Consider the following 19198-nt stretch of genomic DNA (forward strand, 5'->3'; position numbering starts at 1 on the left):
TCGAGGTCAAGGTGGGGGCGACACCTGCGCGGAATCCTCGTGCCATTACGATAAGTTTTCTTATCGAAATGGCGACATCGGGGATGAAACCTGCAAGACGCCAACTACGGGAGACGTTGGAGGTGCTCGGTGTCTCGCCCGTACTCGAAGTTGACGATGGTCAGACAACGATCGACGTCGTGCGTCAGTGCCAACGCTGGGACGGCCTATGCCAAAGCGCCCTCTCGATACGCGCGCATCCTGCTCATCGAACTTGCAACAAGTTGTGATATTGCGAGTCGCATTGGGAATTTTCCGACATAAAATTCGGACAATTCCGAACCGCAGGGGATCCGACCCTCAGGCTTCCGGACGATAACGACAATCGCTGAACAGGGGTCACTGCATGCACGAACCACCTTAGACGCCCACGTGGCCAGCACGGCCACGCAATCGCGCACATCCAGGACACATCGGCGTGTCCGGGGGACTGCGCCAGAGCTTCCCGCATCCACTAACGGAATCCATCGACTTGGCCCGCCAGCGCAGGCCGAGCAGGTATCGTGCGCGCGCATTCTTTGCGCCGCCCGTGTACTCGCGACGCCAATGGCAGTGCCGAGAGCAAGGGGCTGACATGAATCGACTGATTGCAAATCCACGCCGTATGGGCGCGCTGTTGCTGTCCATCTGCGCGCTGCCCGTCGCAAGCCATGCAGAGAGCGGAGTCATTCGCTTCTCGGGACGCATCGTTGCGCCACCCTATGAGATACGTGCCGTTCCAGCGGCAATCGTCAGGACGGCCGCGCTGGAAACCTCCGGGGCCGATCTCGTGTTTTCGAGTTCGCCCTCCAACCGGCCAAGCGCCAGGCTGCAGGTCGAAGGGTTGCCCGAACATGCGCCTTTGACGCTTCGCTACCTAGATGCCAAAGGGGCGGCCACCGCCCTTCTTCCTGGCACCTCCCAGCGCATCGGACCGAATGGCGGCACGCTTTTCGTTACCTCCGGTCCCGGATTTGCCAGCGCGTTGGTAAGCGTGACATACAACTAGCGTGCGTGGCCGATGATCTCACTCATAGCGTGTGCAGATATGGCAGGCCACAGACATTGGAACGAACTGCTGCGGGCCATGGCGCGGTTTGGGGTAATGTGCCTTGCTGCCGGCGTGATGGCTGCGTGTGATGGGGGATCGGGCACAGGCCGGACCATTACACCAACTCCTTCAGCGACACCAACTCAGCCGGTTCAAACCGCGCAGCCTACGCAGCAGCCAGCAGGCGCCCTTTCGGCTCTTGTGATGGTTGGTTACCAAGGATGGTATGGCTGTCCGGGTGATGACGCATCGGGAAACTTGTTCTGGCAGCACTGGTTTGTCGGTGCCATTGTCCCTCGCTCGCTTACCGTGGATCAGTTGCCCGATATGCAGGCGCTGCCGGCCAAGCAGTTGTGCAACACCGGACTGCTTGTCCGCAGCGGCGCGCCGCTGCTACTTTACTCGGCACAGAACCCGCAAGTAGTGGCCTTGCGTTTCGAGTGGATGCGCGCTTACGGGATCGACGGCGCGGCCGTACAGCGTTTTGTATCGGAGACGACAGACCCGGTCAAGCGAGCGCGCAGCGATACGGTGTTGCTGAATGCCATGCATGCTGCGCAAGCGAGTGGACGGGTCTTCTATATCACCTATGACGTTTCGGGCGCGGATGCCGCCACGGTCACCGACGCCATCCGGACGGACTGGCGTCATGTTGTGAACGACCTGAAACTGACAGCCAGCACCGCTTATCTCAGGGATCGTGATCGCCCCGTACTGCAGCTATGGGGATTTGGCTTTCCCGATCGTCCAGGCGACCCTGCCCTCGTCTCACAGCTTATCTCCGATCTACACATCGGGGCCGGCGGACTACTGGCGGCAACACTAATCGGTGGCGTGCCCGAAGCGTGGCGGACGCTGGGTGCTGGTTCCAAATCCGATGCCAGTTGGAGCCAGATCTATCGCAGCTATGACGTAATCAGTCCGTGGAGCGTAGGTAGCTTCGACAACGATGTAAATGCCGATGCCTTTCTGGAAACGTTCGTCATACCTGACAGGGAGGAAACACAGCGGCTTGGCATTGAATACCTTCCCGTGGTGTTTCCCGGCTTCTCCTGGCACAACCTGATGCATCAACGAGGTACCGATAGACCGCTGAATGAGATCCCTCGCAACTGTGGACGCTTCCTATGGCATCAGGTGACGAACCTCTTGAGCGCAGGGAGGACGGGCATCTTCGTGGCGATGTTCGACGAAATGGATGAAGGTACGGCGCTGCTCCCTACACTTGCTGACCCGAACGCCCTCCCAGCCGGAGTGGAAATGGTTACACCAGCGCTGGACGGCTGCCAGATTCCGGACGACTGGTATCTGCAGGTCACCGGGCGCGCGGCACGTGCGGTGCACGAAGGCAGCCAGCCGCCTGCGGACTTGGCGACGGCCATGAGAAATTGATGTGTCACGCGGGTGCTATCACGCGCAACGTGACAGTGCCCATTGGCTCTTCTCAGTCATTTCGAGCAGACCAATTGCGGGAGACCACCATGCCGGCCACCCAATGCCGATGCCGATGCCGACCGCCGAATCTGAGCCATCAGGAAGATGCGTGCGCAAGCGTACAGTTCCCGCGCCCCAATGCAGCGGGCTGCGATCGGCGTGGATCATCCGCAAGACCGCCGCGCCCTTCACCCACCGGAGGTTCCCCGGTCGCCGGCGGGCCTTTTATGGCGGTCGCGACCGGGCAATTCACCACCGCAGTCATCAGCACCATGCATAAAATACAGGCCTGTCGCGCGCAATGCCGTCCGCCCGAACAAGCGACAGCCGAAAGCAAACTGTCAGTCCTGCCCCAACCGCTCTCGCCCATGCGGCGCTGAGAAATCAAGCATTGGACCCAACGGTACGATCCCCGTGGGGTTCAGCATCCGATGGCTTTCATAGTAGTGGCCCTTGATGTGCAGGAAATCGACCGTGCCTGCAATGCCTGGCCGTTGGTAGATATCCCGTAAATAGGCCGACAAGGCCGGATAGTCGACGATTCGGCGCAGGTTGCACTTGAAGTGCCCTACATATACGGCGTCGAAACGGATCAGTGTGGTAAAGAGCCGGATGTCGGCTTCGGTAAAACGATTTCCGACCAGCCAGCGCTGCTGGGAAAGCTGTGCCTCCAGCCAGTCCAGCGTATCGAACAACGACCGCACGCTTTCCTCGTAGGCCGCCTGAGAGGTGGCGAAACCTGCCTTGTACACACCGTTGTTGACGGTGTCGTAGATCCGCGCGTTGATGGCATCGATCTGCGCGCGCAGATCAAGCGGGTAGTAATCCCCTGGCCTCGCCCCAAGCCCGTCGAATGCACTGTTCATCATACGGATGATTTCCGACGATTCATTGCTGACGATCGTGGCCTGCTGCCTGTCCCACAGCACAGGCACGGTCACCCGCCCGGTGTAATTTGGGTTGGCTAATGTGTAGACCTGATGCAGCACGCGCGCGCCACTGACGGAGTCTGGTATCACCCCAGGGCCGTCGGCAAAGGTCCAGCCCTCCTCGCGCATCAGCCAGTGCACGACCGAAAAACTGATCATGTCTTCCAGCCCCTTGAGTTCGCGCATGATCAGTGTCCGGTGTGCCCAAGGGCAAGCCAGACTGACATAGAGGTGGTAGCGGCCCACCTCCGCGCGGAATCCACCTATGCCAGTGGGACCCGCCGCGCCATCGCATGTGACCCAGTTGCGGAAAGCCGCATCCTTACGCACGAAACGGCCACCGGTGGAGGTAGTGTCATACCACCTGTCCTGCCATTCACCATTCACCAAAAGTCCCATTGATCGCCCCTTTCCGTTTTACCGCAGCATCTCGCTTTGCCTGACGCATTGCTTTGAGATTGCATTGTGCTCCACATGACGACCTGCCATGTCTTACGTATGCCGATCACGGCTACAGCTATCGGGGTGCGGGACGAGGCCGGCCAGCCGCCAAGCAGTAGCCGGCCTTCGCTTTACCTCCAATTGGCGGCGATCACCCCCTCCAGGGCATCCCGGTAGTTCTGCGGCAATGTACTTTGCCCCGCGCTCAAGCGCCTGTGGTTCTACCGCCGTCCGGCATGGGCCCAGAAGGATTGGGAACGTTGGTGCACCCAGACAAGGCAAAGTCAGATTCCGGCCATGGCGTTGTTCGGCCAGCGCCTGCAGACCTATTGGCACGGCACCCTCGCCCGATGCGGGCATCCGCTCAATACCAGCGTGGTCGAGGGTATCAACAACACCATCAGGGTCATCAAACGCCGAGCCTACGGCTACCCAGTCATCCGCTCATCGACAACATGCGGCTGGACGACATCGGGCTGACCGCCCACCCTTTCATCCGATGAATCGGAAATTTCCGAGTTTCCAGGCTCGGCCGTTTACCAATACTGGAAGAGTCAGAACCCACGCCGCGGGCCTCACCATGGACGATATGCTGGCCCTACTCAACGTCACGCCCGTTGCCATCCTCCTCTGCGCGCTACTTGTGCCGTGGTTCGTTTCGCGAAAAACGAGCACAGACGAACATGGCGGGGCATTTGGCGGCGTTCTGAGCACGGTGTTCGTGTGCATTCCGGCCGCCATCATCCTGGTCTCTCGCTATCTCTGACGGAGCGCTGTCCGCCAGAACAGAACTTGCTACACATGTCCTCCAACTACGCTCGCGCCGCGTCCTATGGGATCGCATTGGCTCTGCTCACCGGCTGCGCCGCCTATGACCGCGGCTCACTCTCTTTGGCACACGCCATCACGCCCTATCAGATCACTATCGAACAGGGCAACTTTGTGTCGCGTGAGGCGGTCGCCCAGCTCAGGCCCGGCATGACCCGGGATCAGGTGAGCTTCCTGCTTGGCACGCCTTTGCTGACCGATGTCTTCCATGCAGATCGCTGGGACTATGTTTTCACCTTCCGGCGTGGTCGTCGCGATATCGTGCAGCAACGACGACTGACCGCATACTTCGCGGGCGACAGACTCCTGCGCTTTGACAGTGATCCGATGCCCAGTGAAAAGGAACTGATCGCCGAGATCGATGGCGTGCGGCGCGGAAAGGTTTTGCCAAGCGCGAACGCGAGTTCGCCCACCAACGCCGCCGAGCACCAACCTCCTGAGCCAACAGCATGAAGATTGCAGTACGGCTTCAACAAATCCAGTATCGCCTTCTTGTCGCTATATGCTGACGTGGAAGCGTAGACTCCACTTCACAAATTCGTGCCAAGTGCCCGGCACCCTCCCCCCTTCACTTTCACCTCATCCTGCCTTCACCCACGCGCTGAATACTCCCGGCCATCCAATCACCACGAAGGAACCGAGATGGCGACGCGAACCCAGGACTTTGACCACGACGTGGTAGTCATCGGCGCAAGCTTTGCAGGCGCCGCCTGCGCACTGGCTGCGGCACGCGCGGGATTGCGCGTGGTGGTGCTCGAGCGGAAGACAGACCCCGGGAGCAAGCTTCACACCACTGGCATCCTGGTCAAGGAGGCGGCCGAGCAGACATGGCTCGGCCGCGCTCCTGCCGATTGCCTGCGACGCATCGAGAAGGTTCGCCTCTATTCGCCGGCGCTGCGCAGCCTCGCGTTGGCGGCGCCCGGTTACTACTTTCTCACCACCGATACGCCGAATCTGATGCGCTGGCTGGCCTCGGAGCTGGTAAATCACGGGGTCGACCTGCGTCTCGGCACCTCTTTCAGTCAAGCGTCACGATCCGGTGCCGGATGGTCCGTGCCGGGCGTCGGCCGCACGCGGTACCTGGTAGGTGCCGACGGCGCGAGGTCAAGGGTGGCCCAGATCGCCGGACTCGGGCAAGGTAACGCCTTCCTCTACGGCGTCGAATACGAGTTTGCCGGCCTGCAACTCTCCGATCCAGATGCCCTGCATTGCTTCGCCAGCAAGCACTTCGCGCCTGGGTATATCGGTTGGGTGGCCCAGAATCCCACCGGTGTGCAAGCTGGCCTGGCGCTGCGCCATGCGCCACGGCGTCGGGCAGCGCCGGATATCGACGGCTTTCTTCGGCGTGTCCGGCACCTGCTCGGTGTACCGGAGGACGCGGCACCGACCACTACCCGTGCCGGCCTGATACCCTGTGGCGGCCCGGTATATCCGTTGGCCCGGGATGGCGTACTGCTAACGGGCGATGCGGCTGGTATCGTGTCGCCGGTGACGGCCGGCGGCATTCACGCGGCGTGGCGGCATGGCGAAGCTGTCGGGCGGGCCATTGCGGCGCACCTTCGGACCGGCGCCGCAACGCCAGAGCAGGTGGCCGAACAGAGCGCGCCGCGTTTTCGGACCAAGCGGCTGCTACGTTGGGCGTTCGACCATTTCCAGTCGGATTGGGCGTTCGATGTCCTGTTGCATTCGGCGCCTTTGCGATGGGTCGCGGAACGCATCTATTTCCACAAACGCGGCGTCGCGGCAGAGATTTAAACCTGATAGCGAGACTTGTGTAATGAAACAGCCAGCCGTACTTGTGGTGGAAGATGAATCAGCCATTGCGGACACGATTCTGTACGCCCTACGCACGGAAGGTATGCAGGTCGAGACTTGCACGCTGGGGAGTGAGGCATTGGATCGCGTGCGATCACGACGCCCCGATCTCGTTATCCTCGACGTTGGGCTACCAGATATCAGCGGTTTTGAGGTTTGCCGCTCGATGCGGACGTTTTCGGACGTTCCCGTCATCTTCCTGACTGCCCGGCACGAGGAAATCGACCGCATCGTCGGGCTCGAAATTGGCGCGGATGACTACGTGGTAAAGCCATTCTCGCCACGTGAGCTTGCCGCTCGCGTGCGCGTGATCCTCCGTCGCGCCAAGGGCGCCAGCGACTCACCCCACCCATCGCCAATGGCCCAGGAGGAAGCCGATTTCGTCCATGACACCGACGGCGCCCGCCTGGCCTATCGTGGCCGATGGCTGGACCTCACCCGCTACGAATACCGCCTGCTGGCGCTTCTGGTGCAACACCCGGGGCGCATCTTCGCCCGCTCGCAGCTCATGGATCTGGTCTGGCACGATTCGCTCGATACGGTCGATCGTACCGTCGACACGCACGTCAAGACGCTCCGAGCCAAGCTCCGCGAGATCGACCCCGCTGGCGACCCGATCCGGACCCATCGCGGCATGGGCTACTCACTCGAATCACGATAAGGAAGATAAGGGCATTCCATGCATATCGGCCTGCGCATCTTCTTCGGCTTCTTCCTGATCGTCGGGCTGGCAGCGTTCCTGACCTTGCGCGTGTTTGTCCAGGAAGTAAAACCTGGCGTGCGTCAGGCCATGGAAGATACCCTCGTGGACACTGCCAACGTCCTCGCCGTGCTGGCCACCGACGATTTCAAGAGCGGTCATCTCGCCGACGGCAATTTCGCGAATCATCTGGCGCGGCTGCATGAGCAGCCCGTCGAAGCCAGCGTGTGGGGGATGCACAAGGGTGCCGTCGGTTACCGCATCTACATCACCGATGATCGTGGCATCGTTCGCTTCGATTCGTCAGGCGCGGCGGTCGGGCAAGACTACTCCCGGTGGAACGATGTCTACCTGACCTTGCAAGGCAAGTATGGCGCTCGCAGCACACCCTCCGACCCCAACGACGACAGCAGCACGATCATGTATGTGGCAGCCCCGATCCGCGACGGCGAACGGATCATCGGCGTACTGACCGTGGCCAAGCCGAATCAGACCGTGGCGCCGTTCATCGCGCGCAGTCAGCGGACTATCCTGATGTACGGGCTGTTGCTGATCGGCGGCGCCGCGGTCATTGGACTGGTGTGCACGCTCTGGCTCGTGTACGGGCTACGCAAGCTGCAGCGCTATGCTCGGGCCGTCGCGGCCGGCGAGCGCGCCGAGATGCCCTTGCGCGGCGCCAGCGAACTCGCGGAACTCGGCCGAGCGGTGGAAACCATGCGCGTGCGACTGGAAGACAAGCAGTACGTTGAGCACTATATCCACACGCTGACGCACGAAATGAAGAGCCCGCTGGCCGCCATCGGCGGCGCGGCGGAACTGCTTCAGGAGGACATGCCGACGGCAGACCGCCAACGCTTTCTCGGCAATATCCGCAGTCAGGCGCAGCGGCTCGATTTGTTGATCCGCAAGCTTCTGGCACTCGCCGAAGTCGAACAACGCCAGCGTCTGGAGAAGCGCGAACCCGTGCGGCTGGCGCAGGAGATCGAGCATATTCTTGCGTCTCTGGAGCCACGGGCGCGCCAACGCGGCGTAAGCCTGCATTGGCAGCCACCGGCGCAGGGACAATCCTTCGACGTCTCCGGCGACGTGTTCCTGCTGCGGCAGGCAATTGTCAACCTGATCGAGAATGCCCTGGATTTCGCGCCGTCGGGGACCGACGTCGACGTGGTGCTGGAACCCGGGCCCCATCAGGATCAGGTCACGCTCAGGATCGAGGACCGAGGGCCCGGCATCCCCGAGTACGCGCTTTCGCGGCTGTTCGAGCGCTTCTATTCCCTGCCCCGCCCCGGTGGCGGCGAGCGCAGCACCGGGCTTGGCCTATGTCTGGTTCGCGAAGTTGCCCTGCTGCACCATGGCAGCGCTACCGTTACCAACAGAGAGGGCGGTGGCGCCAGCGCCGTGATGGTCCTGCCCATCTCCGCATGACGCGCAACACATGACGTAACGCGAAAGACGGAGCGCAGCCTTCACAACGGCTTCACGCCAACCACACGCCCTCCTCACCCGCGATCGCTAGTCTTGCTGCATCTTCACTCGCAAGACAGTCATGAAAAACTTTCGCTCGTATCCCTACAAGGTTCTGGTCGCGGCGGGCCTGATCCTGGTGTTGTGGGCCGCCCTGCAGATGGTCTTCAATCTAGTGGAGGAGCGCAGCCACCTCCAGGAGTCCGCCGAGCAAAGCATCTGGCGTAGTTATGCCGGCCCGCAAACCTTGACTGGCCCGATCATCGTCCTGCCCTACAAGGAAGTCCTCGTGGAATCCGAAGCAAAGGATGCCAAGGGCCGCAAGACACAGACGCAGTACCGGGAGGTCACGCGACAGTTGCTGGTCTTCCCGAAGTCCCTCCAGGTTCAAACCGAGATCAAGCCCAGCGAACGGTACCGAGGCATCCACAAGGCGATTGTTTATGAGGCGGCGAGCCAGTGGACGGGCACCTTCGTCTTGCCTGACCTGAAGGCGGCCACCGCATTCGAGAAATCCGCCGGGCATGTCCGCTTCGAACTGGGCGAGCCGTTCGTGGCACTGGGCGTGTCCGACATGCGCGGCCTTGCTGCGGCGCCGGTCATGCAACTCGCCGGAAAGTCGCTGGAAATGGAGCAAGGCGCGCAACTCAACGGGTTGGGCCAGGGGCTCCATGCGGAGCTCGACCTCCGCGGTGCGGCCGGCAAGCCCGCCGACGCGCGCGTCGTGCCGTTCTCGCTCACGCTTTCCCTGCTTGGAAGCCGTTCCATCGCGTTCGCGCCGGTCGCGGACATGAATACGTTCAGTATGCGATCCGCATGGCCGCACCCCAGTTTCGATGGCGACTTCCTGCCACGCCAGCGCACGGTGGACGCCAGTGGCTTCCGCGCCGAATGGTCGGTCAACGCGCTCAACACCCACGTGCGAGAGCGCCTTCTGCCCATGGAGAATGGCGAGCGTACGCAACCAGCCGTGACCGCCCCGGCGAACGCCGCGGAGTCCATCTCCGTCACGCTGATCGATCCGGTCAACGGCTATGTACGCGTCGAGCGTGCCATCAAGTATGGGCTGCTGTTCGTACTACTGACCTTCGCCGGCTTCTATGTATTCGAGCAGATCAAGGGACTGCGGATTCATCCGATCCAGTACCTGCTCGTTGGACTAGCGCTGACCCTGTTCTTCCTCATGCTCGTCAGCCTTTCCGAGCACGTGACATTCCTGCTCGCCTATCTGGCCGCGAGTGCCGCGTGCATCGGACTGCTCGCCTTCTACCTGACGTTCGTCCTCCACAGCTGGCGCCGAGGCGCGAGTTTCGCGGCGTTGATTGCGGCGCTGTATGGCGCGCTGTACGGCATTCTGGTTTCCGAGGACAACGCGCTACTGCTGGGTTCGACCCTGCTCTTCCTGGTGCTGGCCAGCATTATGACGGTGACACGCCGCGTGGATTGGTACAACGGGGATATGCAATCCAGGTCGGAGGAAGAAGGGGGCGAAGGTAAAAGTAATAACGGGCGCGTGGCTCAGTAGTGCCCAGGCCGCCTGCACCCAATCAGGAGGTGCGTAGCGCTTTTCCACGCGACAGATCCTCCGCCCCTTTTACGTGAGATGGCTCGCGCAACCTGTGACTGGTCGGGCCACTCACTCCCGCTCCCTCGTCAACCCACGAACGCCCCCGGCACCGGGTCCTCGCCCAGCACACTCAGCAGAATCGCCCAGTGCATGGCCTCATCGCCAAGGATGCTGCCGGCGGATTTGGCGAGTTCCCGATTGTGGAAGCTCGGCAGTACGCCCAGGTAGGCAGCAGTAGCACCCTTCTCCAGCCCGGCGGCGAACCGCAGGACATCGGCCTGGGTTTTCAGATCCGCAGCCGGGAAGTTGTATTCGCTGGCCTTCCGGGTCTTGACCGGCGTGCCGCCCAGCTTCATCACCGTGTTGGCCAGCACATCCGCATGGGCCTTGTGGTGCGTCTGGAACTTGACGGCGGTGTCGAGCACCGGCTTCTGCAGCAGCCCGCTTTCGGCGCCCACCTGGTACGCGGCGATCGCCTGGTACTCCAGGCCAAGTGCCGTGTTGAGGATATTGATGTCGTCCTTCGTGCTGGTGGAATGCGTTTGCCCCCAGGCGGGCATGGCCTCGCCAAGCGACATCACGGCCAGCGACCCGAGTGCGAATGCACCCGGTGCCTTGAGCCAGCCGCGGCGGACCAGATCGGGAGCAAGGTCGGCGTCGCAGGCGGAGCCGGCGAACGGCAAAGAAAGGTCAGGCTTGGTTTTCATGGGAACCCTCCTTGATTTGGGCGATGAACGCTGGCAGGCGAAACACATTGCCCGTGCGTTATCGGCTTATACGCAGCCATCCACCCGGCGGATGCACCGCTGACTCCCTGCTGCCTATAATCCCGCCAACCCCATCAGCCTGGAGTGCCGCGTGGCCCTGTCCCCGGAACCTCCTTCTTCGTTGCCCGACGCACCCACGGGGCTTGATGTATTGCTCGGCCGGGTGGCGTTGGGGGATCGGCTGGCGCTGCGCGCGCTTTACGATCAGGTCGTGCCGAAACTGTTCGGCCTCGCGCTGCGTATCACTCGCAGGCGTGACTGGGCGGAGGACGTGGTGCAGGAGAGTTTTGTCAGCATCTGGCACCACGCCGCCGATTACCGACCGCAAGTGGCCGCTCCGATGACGTGGATGACGACGATTGTGCGCAACCGGGCGCTCGACTGCCTGCGCCGGGCGCATGCGGCGCGGCTGGCATCGGCCACGTCCCTGGAGGACACCCCGGAAGCCGATCTCGAAGACGAACACGATGGCCCGGCCGAACTGGCGCAAGCCAGCGAACAAGCCCGCGCGCTGAACCGTTGCCTGCAGCGCCTGGACGGCCAGCAGCGCGAGGCGGTGGTGCTGGCCTACCTGCAGGACCTCAGCCATGCCGAACTGGCCGCGCGGCTGCGCGTGCCGCTGGGCACGATCAAATCGTGGATCCGCCGTGGTCTGGAGAAGCTGCGCGCCTGCCTGGAGGCCACGCCATGAATCTTGTGCGCCACCCTGACCTGCTCGACCGCATGGCCGCCCAGTACGCATTGGGCGTGCTGCGCGGTGGCGCGCGCCGTCGCATGGAGCAAATGGCGCGCCAGGAGCCCGCCGTGCGCGTGGCGATTGCCCATTGGCAGGCACGACTGGCTGGGGTGGCCGAGCTGCAAGCGCGGGCCGTTCCCGTAGAAGCCGTCTGGTGCGGCATCGAGCGACGGCTAGGCTGGAAAGCCGATCCCGCCGAGGCACAGCCGACACGCACGACTGGCTGGCGTCACGTCTGGCAGGCCGCGAGCTTCTGGCGAGGCGCCACGGCGGCGATGACGGTCATCGCGCTGATCGCCGTTATTGCCACCATAGGCCTCGGGCCCGAGCGACGGCCCAGTCCCTCCACAGTGGTTGCCTTGCTGCAGTCGCAACAATCCCGGGCTGCCATGCTGGTCAGTTGGGATCCAACCGGCCCCGCCCTGGTGGTTCGCAGGCTCGACGACCTGACGCTGACAAACCAGCAGGTCCTCCAGCTTTGGGCGCTCCCCGTGGATGGCAAGCCTCAGTCGCTGGGCGTGATTGGCCGCGCGCGCCAGGTTCGCCTGCCGCTGGCCACGCTGCCCGCCAACGTGCCGACCCTGGCGGTCAGCATCGAGCCACTCGGCGGGTCCACCAATCCGGATGGGCCGAGCGGGCCAGTCGTGTTCCATGGCGCCTTGCTGAAATCCCCGCGCTGACGGGCTGAGTGACTACGGCTACGTCTTCTCCGCGCCTGGCGCCGCGTACTGATTGTCTGGCGATACCACCACCGGAGCGGCGGGCTGGTCCATGTAGTGCGGGGACATGATCTGTACCCCGTTGCGGTTGAATTCGTCCTGGATCGCCGCGTGCAGGACCGATAGAAGCTCGAAGCGCCGCCGTGGGTCGTCAATCGAGCAAAACAGTTCGTATTCGACGTAGAAGTCCTGCAGACCACGCTGAAGCACGTAAGGGGGCGGATTGTTGCCAAGCCCCGGCACGGTGGCGGCCGCGCGGATCAACATGCCGTGAATCTGGCGCCATGGCGCGTCATAGCCGATGGTGACCGACGTGGAGACCAGCGCGCCCACATTCGCTTCCGAACCACCCCGGCGAGAGTAATTGTGAATCGCGCTGCCGACCACCACCGCGTTCGGCAGCGTCACTTCCTCTCGCCGCACGTTGACGATCTTGACCGACAGCGAATCCAGTGACGTCACTGTGCCGATCGTGCCGCCGATATCGACCATGTCGCCGCGCCGGAGCGCGCGTGAATACACCAGCACCATGCCGCTCATGATCTGGTTGACGATATTTGCCGATCCCAGCGTCACCATGAACCCGAACAGCACCGAAAGGCCCTTGAATACATCGCTCTGCGAGCCCGGAATGTACGGGTATGCAAACGTCAGCCCCAGCGCCCAGACCACGGTCGACGCGATGCGCCGCGTAGCGCCGGCGGTTTCCGGGTGCATGCCGGGCACCGTGACCTGGCCCCGCTGCACCGCAATAAAGATCGCGGCTACCAGCTTGTGCACGGCACGTGTGATAAGCAGGATGACCGCCACGGTCACCAGCCCCGGGACGGCGTCTAGCATGGACGTGCCGACATGCCCCAGCAGGCCGAGCAGGAACGCCCCCATGCGCTGGCCCAGCGGCCGGGTCAGCGGGAACTGTTCGAGCGCGAAATCGAGCCACAGGAAGATGAGTAGCGCGATCAGCGCCGCGCCGACGATCTGCGCGATGCTGTTGGCAAGCTGCAGCAGCGCGCCGGACCAGTCGAAACGACCCGACGTCCGTGTGCGCAAGCGTGATTCCAGCGCGCGGCGGAGCATCAGATCGAGGCGACGACGGCCGCGCGCGATGGACCACAACAGGCCGAGCAGGAGCAGCAACGCAGCCAGCGAGTAGCTTGTGCCACGCAGTATGGTGGGCCAGTGCAACTGGTCGCGGCGGGCATCGAGCGCAGTCTGGAGTTGCGCGGCGGCCGTGGCAGCCACGGACTCCACGGTCTGCCCTGGCTGTTCGGGGTCCAGGTCGCCATCGACGACCGAAAACAGGATGCGGTTACCGACCTGCACTGCCACGCCGGACACGTTGCCCAGTCGGCCCGGCAATTGGGTCACGGGTTCGCCGAGCTCGCGCCGGTCAAGCTTGTCGAACCGCTCCTGCGCGCGGGCGACCCGCACCGCGGGTGGCGTGCCACCAAGTTCCGCGCGTAGCGTCACCACCGGCAGGTTCATCAGCACCAGATCGGCGGGCGGCGCTGCAGGTGACGTGGACGCCTCGGCAGCCCACGTGGCGAAAGGCATGGTCAGCCACCACAGCAGCGCGATCCATAGCGCGACGGGCACCCTGCCGCCGCTGCTTCGCTTCACTCCCCGTGGTATCAGTGAATCCATCATCTCCATGCATCCGCCTAGCCGTTCACAATCGCCGATATCACCCACGTTTGGCGCCTCAGGCAAGTGAAATCATTCGTGTTGTGATTTAAGTTCGGTCCGTCCGCTAGAATTCCCGCCAGATACAGGCCCCCGAAGGTTTCGAAGTTGGCACTACAGCAGGGTTTTCTCCTGACCCGTCACTGGCGCGACACGCCCGCAGGCACGGAAGTCGAGTTCTGGCTCGCCACCGATGAGGGCCCGCGCCGACTGCGCCTGCCCCGGCAGCCATCCACGGCGTTCATACCGGCCGCGCAACGCGAGACGGCCGAGGCGCTGCTGCGTGGCGAGTGCGATGTCGAGTTCCGCCCGCTGAACTTGCAGGACTTCCAGCGACGCCCGGTGACAGGGATCTACTGCGACCAGCACCGTCAGCTCATGCGGATTGAAAAGGCGCTCCGCGACGCGGGCGTCAGCGTCTACGAGGCCGACGTCCGCCCGCCAGAGCGCTATCTGATGGAGCGGTTCATCACCGCCCCGGTCTGGTTCGACGGCCAGCCCGGGGCGGACGGCGTGCTGCGCGACGCCCAGATGAAGCCTGCGGCCGGCTACCGGCCCAAGCTGCGCCTGGTCTCGCTCGACATCGAAACTAATGCGTTCGGCGAACTCTATTCCATCGCGCTGGAGGGCTGTGGCGAGCGGCAGGTCTACATGCTGGGCCCCACCCCCGCGCAACCGGCGGCGGATATCGACTTCGCGCTCGAGTACCACGCAACCCGTCCTCTGCTGCTGGAGGCCCTCAACGACTGGTTGGCCCGCCACGATCCCGACGCGATCATCGGCTGGAATCTGGTGCAGTTCGACCTGCGTGTGCTGCGCGAACACGCGCGCCAGCACCAGATTCCGCTGCGCCTGGGTCGTGGCGGCGCGGAACTGGAGTGGCGCGAGCACAACCAGCAGCAGCACTACTTCGCGGCAGCGGCGGGCCGGCTGATCATCGACGGCATCGAGGCCCTTCGCTCGGCCACCTGGAACTTCCCGTCGTTCAGTCTCGAATCCGTGGCCCGGACGCTGCTGGGCGAAGGCAAGGCTATCGACAACCCGTACGACCGCATGGATGCGATCGACCGGATGTTCGCCGAAGACAAGCCGGCACTGGCCCGCTACAACCTCCGCGACTGCGAACTGGTCACGCGCATTTTCGAGAAAGCGGAGCTGCTTCCCTTCCTGTTGGAACGCGCGACGGTGACCGGCCTGCCGGCGGATCGTAGTGGCGGTTCGGTCGCGGCTTTCACGCATCTCTACATGCCGCTGATGCATCGGCAAGGCTACGTCGCGCCTAGTCTTGGCGAGAAGGCGCCGGAAGCCAGCCCTGGTGGCTTTGTCATGGATTCCCGCCCCGGACTCTATGAATCGGTGCTCGTGCTCGACTACAAGAGCCTGTATCCGTCGATCATCCGCACGTTCCTGATTGACCCTATCGGACTGGTCGAGGGCCTGGCCCACCCTGACGATGCCGAATCGGTGCCCGGCTTCCGGGGCGCGCGGTTCTCACGCACGAAGCACTGCCTGCCGGCCATCGTCGCGCGCGTGTGGCAGGGCCGCGAAGCCGCCAAGCGAGACAAGAACAAGCCGCTCTCGCAGGCGCTCAAGATCATCATGAACGCGTTCTACGGCGTGCTGGGTTCCAGCGGCTGCCGCTTCTTCGACCCACGACTGGCGTCGTCGATCACGATGCGCGGCCACGAGATCATGCGCCAGACGCGCGCGCTTATCGAGGCGCGGGGCTACGAGGTGATCTACGGCGACACCGATTCGACGTTCGTGTGGCTGCGTCGCGCGAGGTCTGAGGCCGACGCCGCGCAGATCGGCCGCAGCCTGGTGGCGTACGTGAACGACTGGTGGCGAGATCATCTGTGGCAGACCTACGGCCTGGAGTCCGCGCTCGAGCTGCAGTTCGAGACCCATTTCCGGCGCTTCCTGATGCCGACCATCCGTGGCGCCGATCTCGGCAGCAAGAAGCGCTACGCGGGCCAGGTGATGCGCGCCGACGGCACGGCCGAGATGGTGTTCAAGGGCCTGGAAACCGTGCGCACCGACTGGTCACCGCTGGCGCAGCAGTTCCAGCAGACGCTCTACGCGAAGATCTTCAACCGCGAGCCCTATCGGGACTATGTGCGCGACACCGTCCACCGCACGCTCGCCGGCGAACTCGACGAGCAGTTGATCTACCGTAAGCGCCTGCGCCGCCAGCTCGACGAATACCAGCGCAACGTGCCACCGCACGTACGGGCGGCACGCATCGCCGACGAGTACAACGTACTGCACGGCAGGCCGCGCCAGTACCAGCGTGGCGGCTGGATCAGCTACCTGATGACGGTGGCCGGCCCCGAACCACTGGAAACACGCGCATCGCCAATCGACTATGAGCACTACGTCACACGACAGTTGCAGCCGATTGCCGATGCGATCCTGCCGTTTCTGGACGACGATTTCGAGACATTGCTGACTGGGCAAATGACGCTGTTTCCCCAGTAACTTCCCTAGTTGCACGGTTTCGGGCACATTCGCTGAGGTATGCTTGGCGACTTAGAACAAGAATCCGCAGAGACTTCCCGCGCAGTCCATCATGTCCACCACCCTCCCCGATCCCACTTCCCCGGTTGCCCGTTCCAAGGCCATGCGCGCCGCCGCCAGCATGCTCGTACTGCGTGACGGAACACGCGGCATGGAGGTGCTGATGATGCGCCGCCCGCAGCGCGACGACGACCGCAGCGCCGGCGCCTTCGTGTTTCCCGGCGGCACGCTCGACCCGCAGGACGCCACGTTGCACAGCCTGTGCAGCGGACTTGAGGACTCAGCCGCCAGCGCGCGGCTCAGCGTCGCGGCGAACGGACTCGACTACTACCTATGCGCGGTGCGAGAAGCGTTCGAGGAAGCCAACCTGCTGTTCGCCTACGACACACGCGGGCAGTTGGTGCAACTCGACAGTCTGGCGGAAAGCGTGCGCCGCCAGTTGCGCGAGGCGGCCGGCTACGGTGGCAAGGGGCTGGCGCACGTTTGCGAGATGCTGGGGTTGCGGCTGGCCGTCGACCGACTGGCGTACAGCGCCTACTGGCTCACGCCACCCGGACTGCCCAAGCGCTTCGACACGCGCTTCTTCATGGCCATGCTGCCCTCGGGCCAGACCGCTCTCCACGACGGCGTGGAAGCCGTGGAGCACCGCTGGCTGCGTCCGGCCGAGGCTATCGACCCGGCCAGCAATTTCACGCTGGTCAATGCCACGCGCAAGATCCTGCAGTCGATCGCGCATTTCCAGAACGCGCAGACTTGCTTCGATTTCGCGCAGCAGCAGCGCAATATCCCTCTGGTCATGCCACTTCTGGCGAGCGGACCCAAGGGCCAGCGCCCGGTGATGCCGGAAGAGGCACCGTATGCGGAAATCTCCCGCATCGACCCCGATGGCGCCGGGCACGGCCGCTACGCGCTGGAGCCGGGCCATGCCGTAAAACTGTCCGATCGCGTCTGGCGCGTAACGGCCAACAACGGCAGCGTCATGACCGGGCCGGGTACCAATACGTACTTCGTGGCCGGAGCGGACAACACCTGGGCCGTGATCGACCCGGGTCCCGACGATCCCGCCCACTTCGACGCCGTCATGGCCGCCGCGCCAGGCCCCGTCAAATGGATCTTCGCCACGCACACGCATATGGACCACTCGCCGGGCGCCGTGCGACTGCGCGCCGCCACGGGCGCGCCCGTCATCGGGCTGGTCACGACAGTGACTGACCGGCAGGACCCGACCTTCGCGCCCGACCACATGCCGCGGCACGGCGACCGTATCGCCCTCGGGCCCCAGACGACGCTGCGCGTGGTCCACACCCCAGGCCATGCCTCGAACCATCTCTGCTATCTGCTCGAGGAAGAGAAGACGCTGTTCACGGGCGACCACGTGATGCAGGGTTCGACCGTCGTGATCAACCCGCCCGATGGCGATATGCGCGCATACCTGGGGTCCCTGCGGGCGCTGCTCGACGAGGACATCGAGTGGATTGCCCCCGGTCATGGCTTCCTGATGGGCCGGCCGCATGACGCGATCCGCCTGCTGATCCGGCATCGCCAGCAACGTGAAGCCAAGGTCATGAACGCGCTGCGCGCGCTGGCCCCGACGGATCTCGCCACGCTGCTGGCCAGCGTCTACGACGACGTGCCTCCGGGCAAGCACCCGATCGCCCAACGCTCGCTGCTGGCACATCTGCGCAAGCTCGAGGCCGACGGCTTGGCACGCGAGGTGGAAGGTATCTGGCACCTGTTGCCTGGTGGGCTGTAACGGCCCGCCAGGCATCTTGCTGCGGCGCCGCAAAACCGCCGCTATCGCTTGAAATATCTGGATACCACGCCGGTCTTGGCGGTACGCCGGCGCGCTGCCTACATTGATGGCATTGAGATGCATCGGAGGCGCCATCATGTCCAGACTCCTTGCCGTGATGTTGCTGACGCTGACCGCTACAGGCGCGGGCGCCGCGACTGCCGTCACCAAGTGTGAAAGCAGCCAGGACACGCTCTATACGGCAACGCCCTCATGCCCCGCCGGCTACACCAACACGACCCGGACCATGCGCGGCAGCGTGGTCACCGTCCCCCGCGCCACCCCCAAGGCGCGACAGGCGGAGATGGCCTACCTGCAACATCAGGCGCAGATTTCGCAGCAGATCCAGGCTTGGGACGAACGTGACGCCGAGCAGGACTGGCGCTTGATGAATGCGTTCTGGAACCAGTGCCGCGTTCTCGATTACCAGATCCGAGGCACGGAATGGGCCATGGAGCACACCGAATACTGGAGCCGGGCAGACCGCTACCGTGAGGCGGTGAACGCCGCCCGTGCGACGCAGTTCCAGATGGGATGTTTCCTCTGACTTCGGATGGGTCGCGGGACGGCAGCCTCGCCGCCCCGCCGCGGAGCTTCCGGAGCTCCGCACACCGTATATTTCGCCGATATTAAATGCGCTTAGATCGGCATACAGAAAATTTCAGGCGGTTTCCGGCCGGATTCAGGTCTTCTCTCACATACAATCCGTTCCCATCCGGCCCGCCACGTTTACATGA

Annotated in this window: 16 protein-coding genes and 2 pseudogenes; 15 read left to right on the plus strand and 3 right to left on the minus strand. The window is 63.5% G+C overall.

Annotation, left to right across the window (positions count from 1 at the left end):
* The 3 genes and pseudogenes from WD006_RS27305 to WD006_RS27315 all read left to right on the plus strand — a co-directional run.
* A pseudogene (locus tag WD006_RS27305) lies at positions 1–269 on the plus strand (hypothetical protein); the annotation flags it as partial.
* A gap of 344 nt (positions 270–613) precedes the next feature.
* Entirely contained in the window at positions 614–1027 is a 414-nt protein-coding gene (locus tag WD006_RS27310) for a hypothetical protein (protein ID WP_152567225.1), read from the plus strand.
* A gap of 246 nt (positions 1028–1273) precedes the next feature.
* Entirely contained in the window at positions 1274–2461 is a 1188-nt protein-coding gene (locus tag WD006_RS27315) for a glycoside hydrolase family 71/99-like protein (protein ID WP_152567226.1), read from the plus strand.
* Positions 2462–2844: 383 nt separating this feature from the next.
* Here the strand turns inward: WD006_RS27315 and WD006_RS27320 are convergent, their stop codons facing one another.
* Entirely contained in the window at positions 2845–3831 is a 987-nt protein-coding gene (locus tag WD006_RS27320) for a glutathione S-transferase family protein (RefSeq protein WP_029307945.1), read from the minus strand.
* A gap of 246 nt (positions 3832–4077) precedes the next feature.
* On the opposite strand from WD006_RS27320, the pseudogene WD006_RS27325 reads away from it, so the two are divergent.
* The 7 genes and pseudogenes from WD006_RS27325 to creD form a co-directional block, all read left to right on the plus strand.
* Positions 4078–4353, plus strand: a pseudogene (locus WD006_RS27325) (transposase); the annotation flags it as partial.
* 100 nt (positions 4354–4453) lie between these two features.
* Positions 4454–4639, plus strand: a complete 186-nt coding sequence (locus WD006_RS27330) for a hypothetical protein (RefSeq protein WP_029307946.1) — start codon at positions 4454–4456, stop codon at positions 4637–4639.
* Positions 4640–4674: 35 nt separating this feature from the next.
* Positions 4675–5154, plus strand: coding sequence for an outer membrane protein assembly factor BamE (locus WD006_RS27335; RefSeq protein WP_080710348.1), 480 nt, complete (start codon positions 4675–4677; stop codon positions 5152–5154).
* Positions 5155–5343: 189 nt separating this feature from the next.
* The gene (locus WD006_RS27340; protein WP_029307948.1) at positions 5344–6456 is read left to right on the plus strand and encodes an NAD(P)/FAD-dependent oxidoreductase; all 1113 of its coding nucleotides are present in this window, start codon (positions 5344–5346) and stop codon (positions 6454–6456) included.
* A 22-nt stretch (positions 6457–6478) separates the two neighbouring features.
* Positions 6479–7177 carry a two-component system response regulator CreB gene (gene creB / locus WD006_RS27345; RefSeq protein WP_029307949.1) on the plus strand — a complete coding sequence of 233 codons (699 nt, stop codon included), beginning with the start codon at positions 6479–6481 and terminating at the stop codon, positions 7175–7177.
* An 18-nt stretch (positions 7178–7195) separates the two neighbouring features.
* Positions 7196–8641 (plus strand): two-component system sensor histidine kinase CreC, encoded by a 1446-nt coding sequence (gene creC, locus WD006_RS27350; RefSeq protein WP_029307950.1) that lies wholly within the window; start codon positions 7196–7198, stop codon positions 8639–8641.
* Between the two features lie 121 nt (positions 8642–8762).
* Complete coding sequence (creD, locus tag WD006_RS27355) at positions 8763–10205, plus strand: cell envelope integrity protein CreD (protein ID WP_029307951.1); 1443 nt, start codon at positions 8763–8765, stop codon at positions 10203–10205.
* A 128-nt stretch (positions 10206–10333) separates the two neighbouring features.
* Here the strand turns inward: creD and WD006_RS27360 are convergent, their stop codons facing one another.
* The gene (locus WD006_RS27360; protein ID WP_011516377.1) at positions 10334–10954 is read right to left on the minus strand and encodes a ferritin-like domain-containing protein; all 621 of its coding nucleotides are present in this window, start codon (positions 10952–10954) and stop codon (positions 10334–10336) included.
* 151 nt (positions 10955–11105) lie between these two features.
* Here WD006_RS27360 and WD006_RS27365 point away from each other — a divergent pair, with 151 nt between their 5' ends.
* Entirely contained in the window at positions 11106–11705 is a 600-nt protein-coding gene (locus WD006_RS27365; RefSeq protein WP_080711414.1) for an RNA polymerase sigma factor, read from the plus strand.
* Positions 11702–12430: an anti-sigma factor gene (locus WD006_RS27370; RefSeq protein ID WP_011516375.1), complete on the plus strand. Its 729-nt coding sequence runs from the start codon at positions 11702–11704 to the stop codon at positions 12428–12430. The genes WD006_RS27365 and WD006_RS27370 overlap by 4 nt, the downstream gene beginning before the upstream one ends.
* Before the next feature lie 18 nt (positions 12431–12448).
* Here the strand turns inward: WD006_RS27370 and WD006_RS27375 are convergent, their stop codons facing one another.
* A complete protein-coding gene (locus WD006_RS27375) occupies positions 12449–14089 on the minus strand; it encodes a mechanosensitive ion channel family protein (protein WP_224446052.1) in 1641 nt (546 codons plus the stop codon).
* A 171-nt stretch (positions 14090–14260) separates the two neighbouring features.
* On the opposite strand from WD006_RS27375, the gene WD006_RS27380 reads away from it, so the two are divergent.
* The 3 genes from WD006_RS27380 (at position 14261) to WD006_RS27390 (ending at position 19008) form a co-directional block, all read left to right on the plus strand.
* Complete coding sequence (locus WD006_RS27380; protein ID WP_104669811.1) at positions 14261–16630, plus strand: DNA polymerase II; 2370 nt, start codon at positions 14261–14263, stop codon at positions 16628–16630.
* A gap of 91 nt (positions 16631–16721) precedes the next feature.
* The gene (locus WD006_RS27385) at positions 16722–18422 is read left to right on the plus strand and encodes an MBL fold metallo-hydrolase (protein WP_029307955.1); all 1701 of its coding nucleotides are present in this window, start codon (positions 16722–16724) and stop codon (positions 18420–18422) included.
* A 136-nt stretch (positions 18423–18558) separates the two neighbouring features.
* Entirely contained in the window at positions 18559–19008 is a 450-nt protein-coding gene (locus WD006_RS27390; RefSeq protein ID WP_029307956.1) for a hypothetical protein, read from the plus strand.
* Positions 19009–19198 lie beyond the last annotated feature (190 nt).

Source organism: Cupriavidus sp. Met-2, assembly GCF_049843575.1.
In the GTDB taxonomy this organism is placed as follows: Bacteria; Pseudomonadota; Gammaproteobacteria; order Burkholderiales; family Burkholderiaceae; genus Cupriavidus; species Cupriavidus metallidurans.

Excerpts from the sequence above, each read along its gene's own strand:
- WD006_RS27310 (WP_152567225.1), top strand. The coding sequence starts at position 614 with ATGAATCGACTGATTGCAAATCCACGCCGTATGGGCGCGCTGTTGCTG.
- WD006_RS27320 (WP_029307945.1), bottom strand. The coding sequence starts at position 3,831 with ATGGGACTTTTGGTGAATGGTGAATGGCAGGACAGGTGGTATGACACT.
- WD006_RS27335 (WP_080710348.1), top strand. The coding sequence starts at position 4,675 with ATGTCCTCCAACTACGCTCGCGCCGCGTCCTATGGGATCGCATTGGCT.
- WD006_RS27385 (WP_029307955.1), top strand. The coding sequence starts at position 16,722 with ATGTCCACCACCCTCCCCGATCCCACTTCCCCGGTTGCCCGTTCCAAG.
- creD (WP_029307951.1), top strand. The coding sequence starts at position 8,763 with ATGAAAAACTTTCGCTCGTATCCCTACAAGGTTCTGGTCGCGGCGGGC.
- WD006_RS27390 (WP_029307956.1), top strand. The coding sequence starts at position 18,559 with ATGTCCAGACTCCTTGCCGTGATGTTGCTGACGCTGACCGCTACAGGC.
- WD006_RS27370 (WP_011516375.1), top strand. The coding sequence starts at position 11,702 with ATGAATCTTGTGCGCCACCCTGACCTGCTCGACCGCATGGCCGCCCAG.
- WD006_RS27315 (WP_152567226.1), top strand. The coding sequence starts at position 1,274 with ATGGTTGGTTACCAAGGATGGTATGGCTGTCCGGGTGATGACGCATCG.
- creB (WP_029307949.1), top strand. The coding sequence starts at position 6,479 with ATGAAACAGCCAGCCGTACTTGTGGTGGAAGATGAATCAGCCATTGCG.
- creC (WP_029307950.1), top strand. The coding sequence starts at position 7,196 with ATGCATATCGGCCTGCGCATCTTCTTCGGCTTCTTCCTGATCGTCGGG.
- WD006_RS27330 (WP_029307946.1), top strand. The coding sequence starts at position 4,454 with ATGGACGATATGCTGGCCCTACTCAACGTCACGCCCGTTGCCATCCTC.
- WD006_RS27360 (WP_011516377.1), bottom strand. The coding sequence starts at position 10,954 with ATGAAAACCAAGCCTGACCTTTCTTTGCCGTTCGCCGGCTCCGCCTGC.
- WD006_RS27340 (WP_029307948.1), top strand. The coding sequence starts at position 5,344 with ATGGCGACGCGAACCCAGGACTTTGACCACGACGTGGTAGTCATCGGC.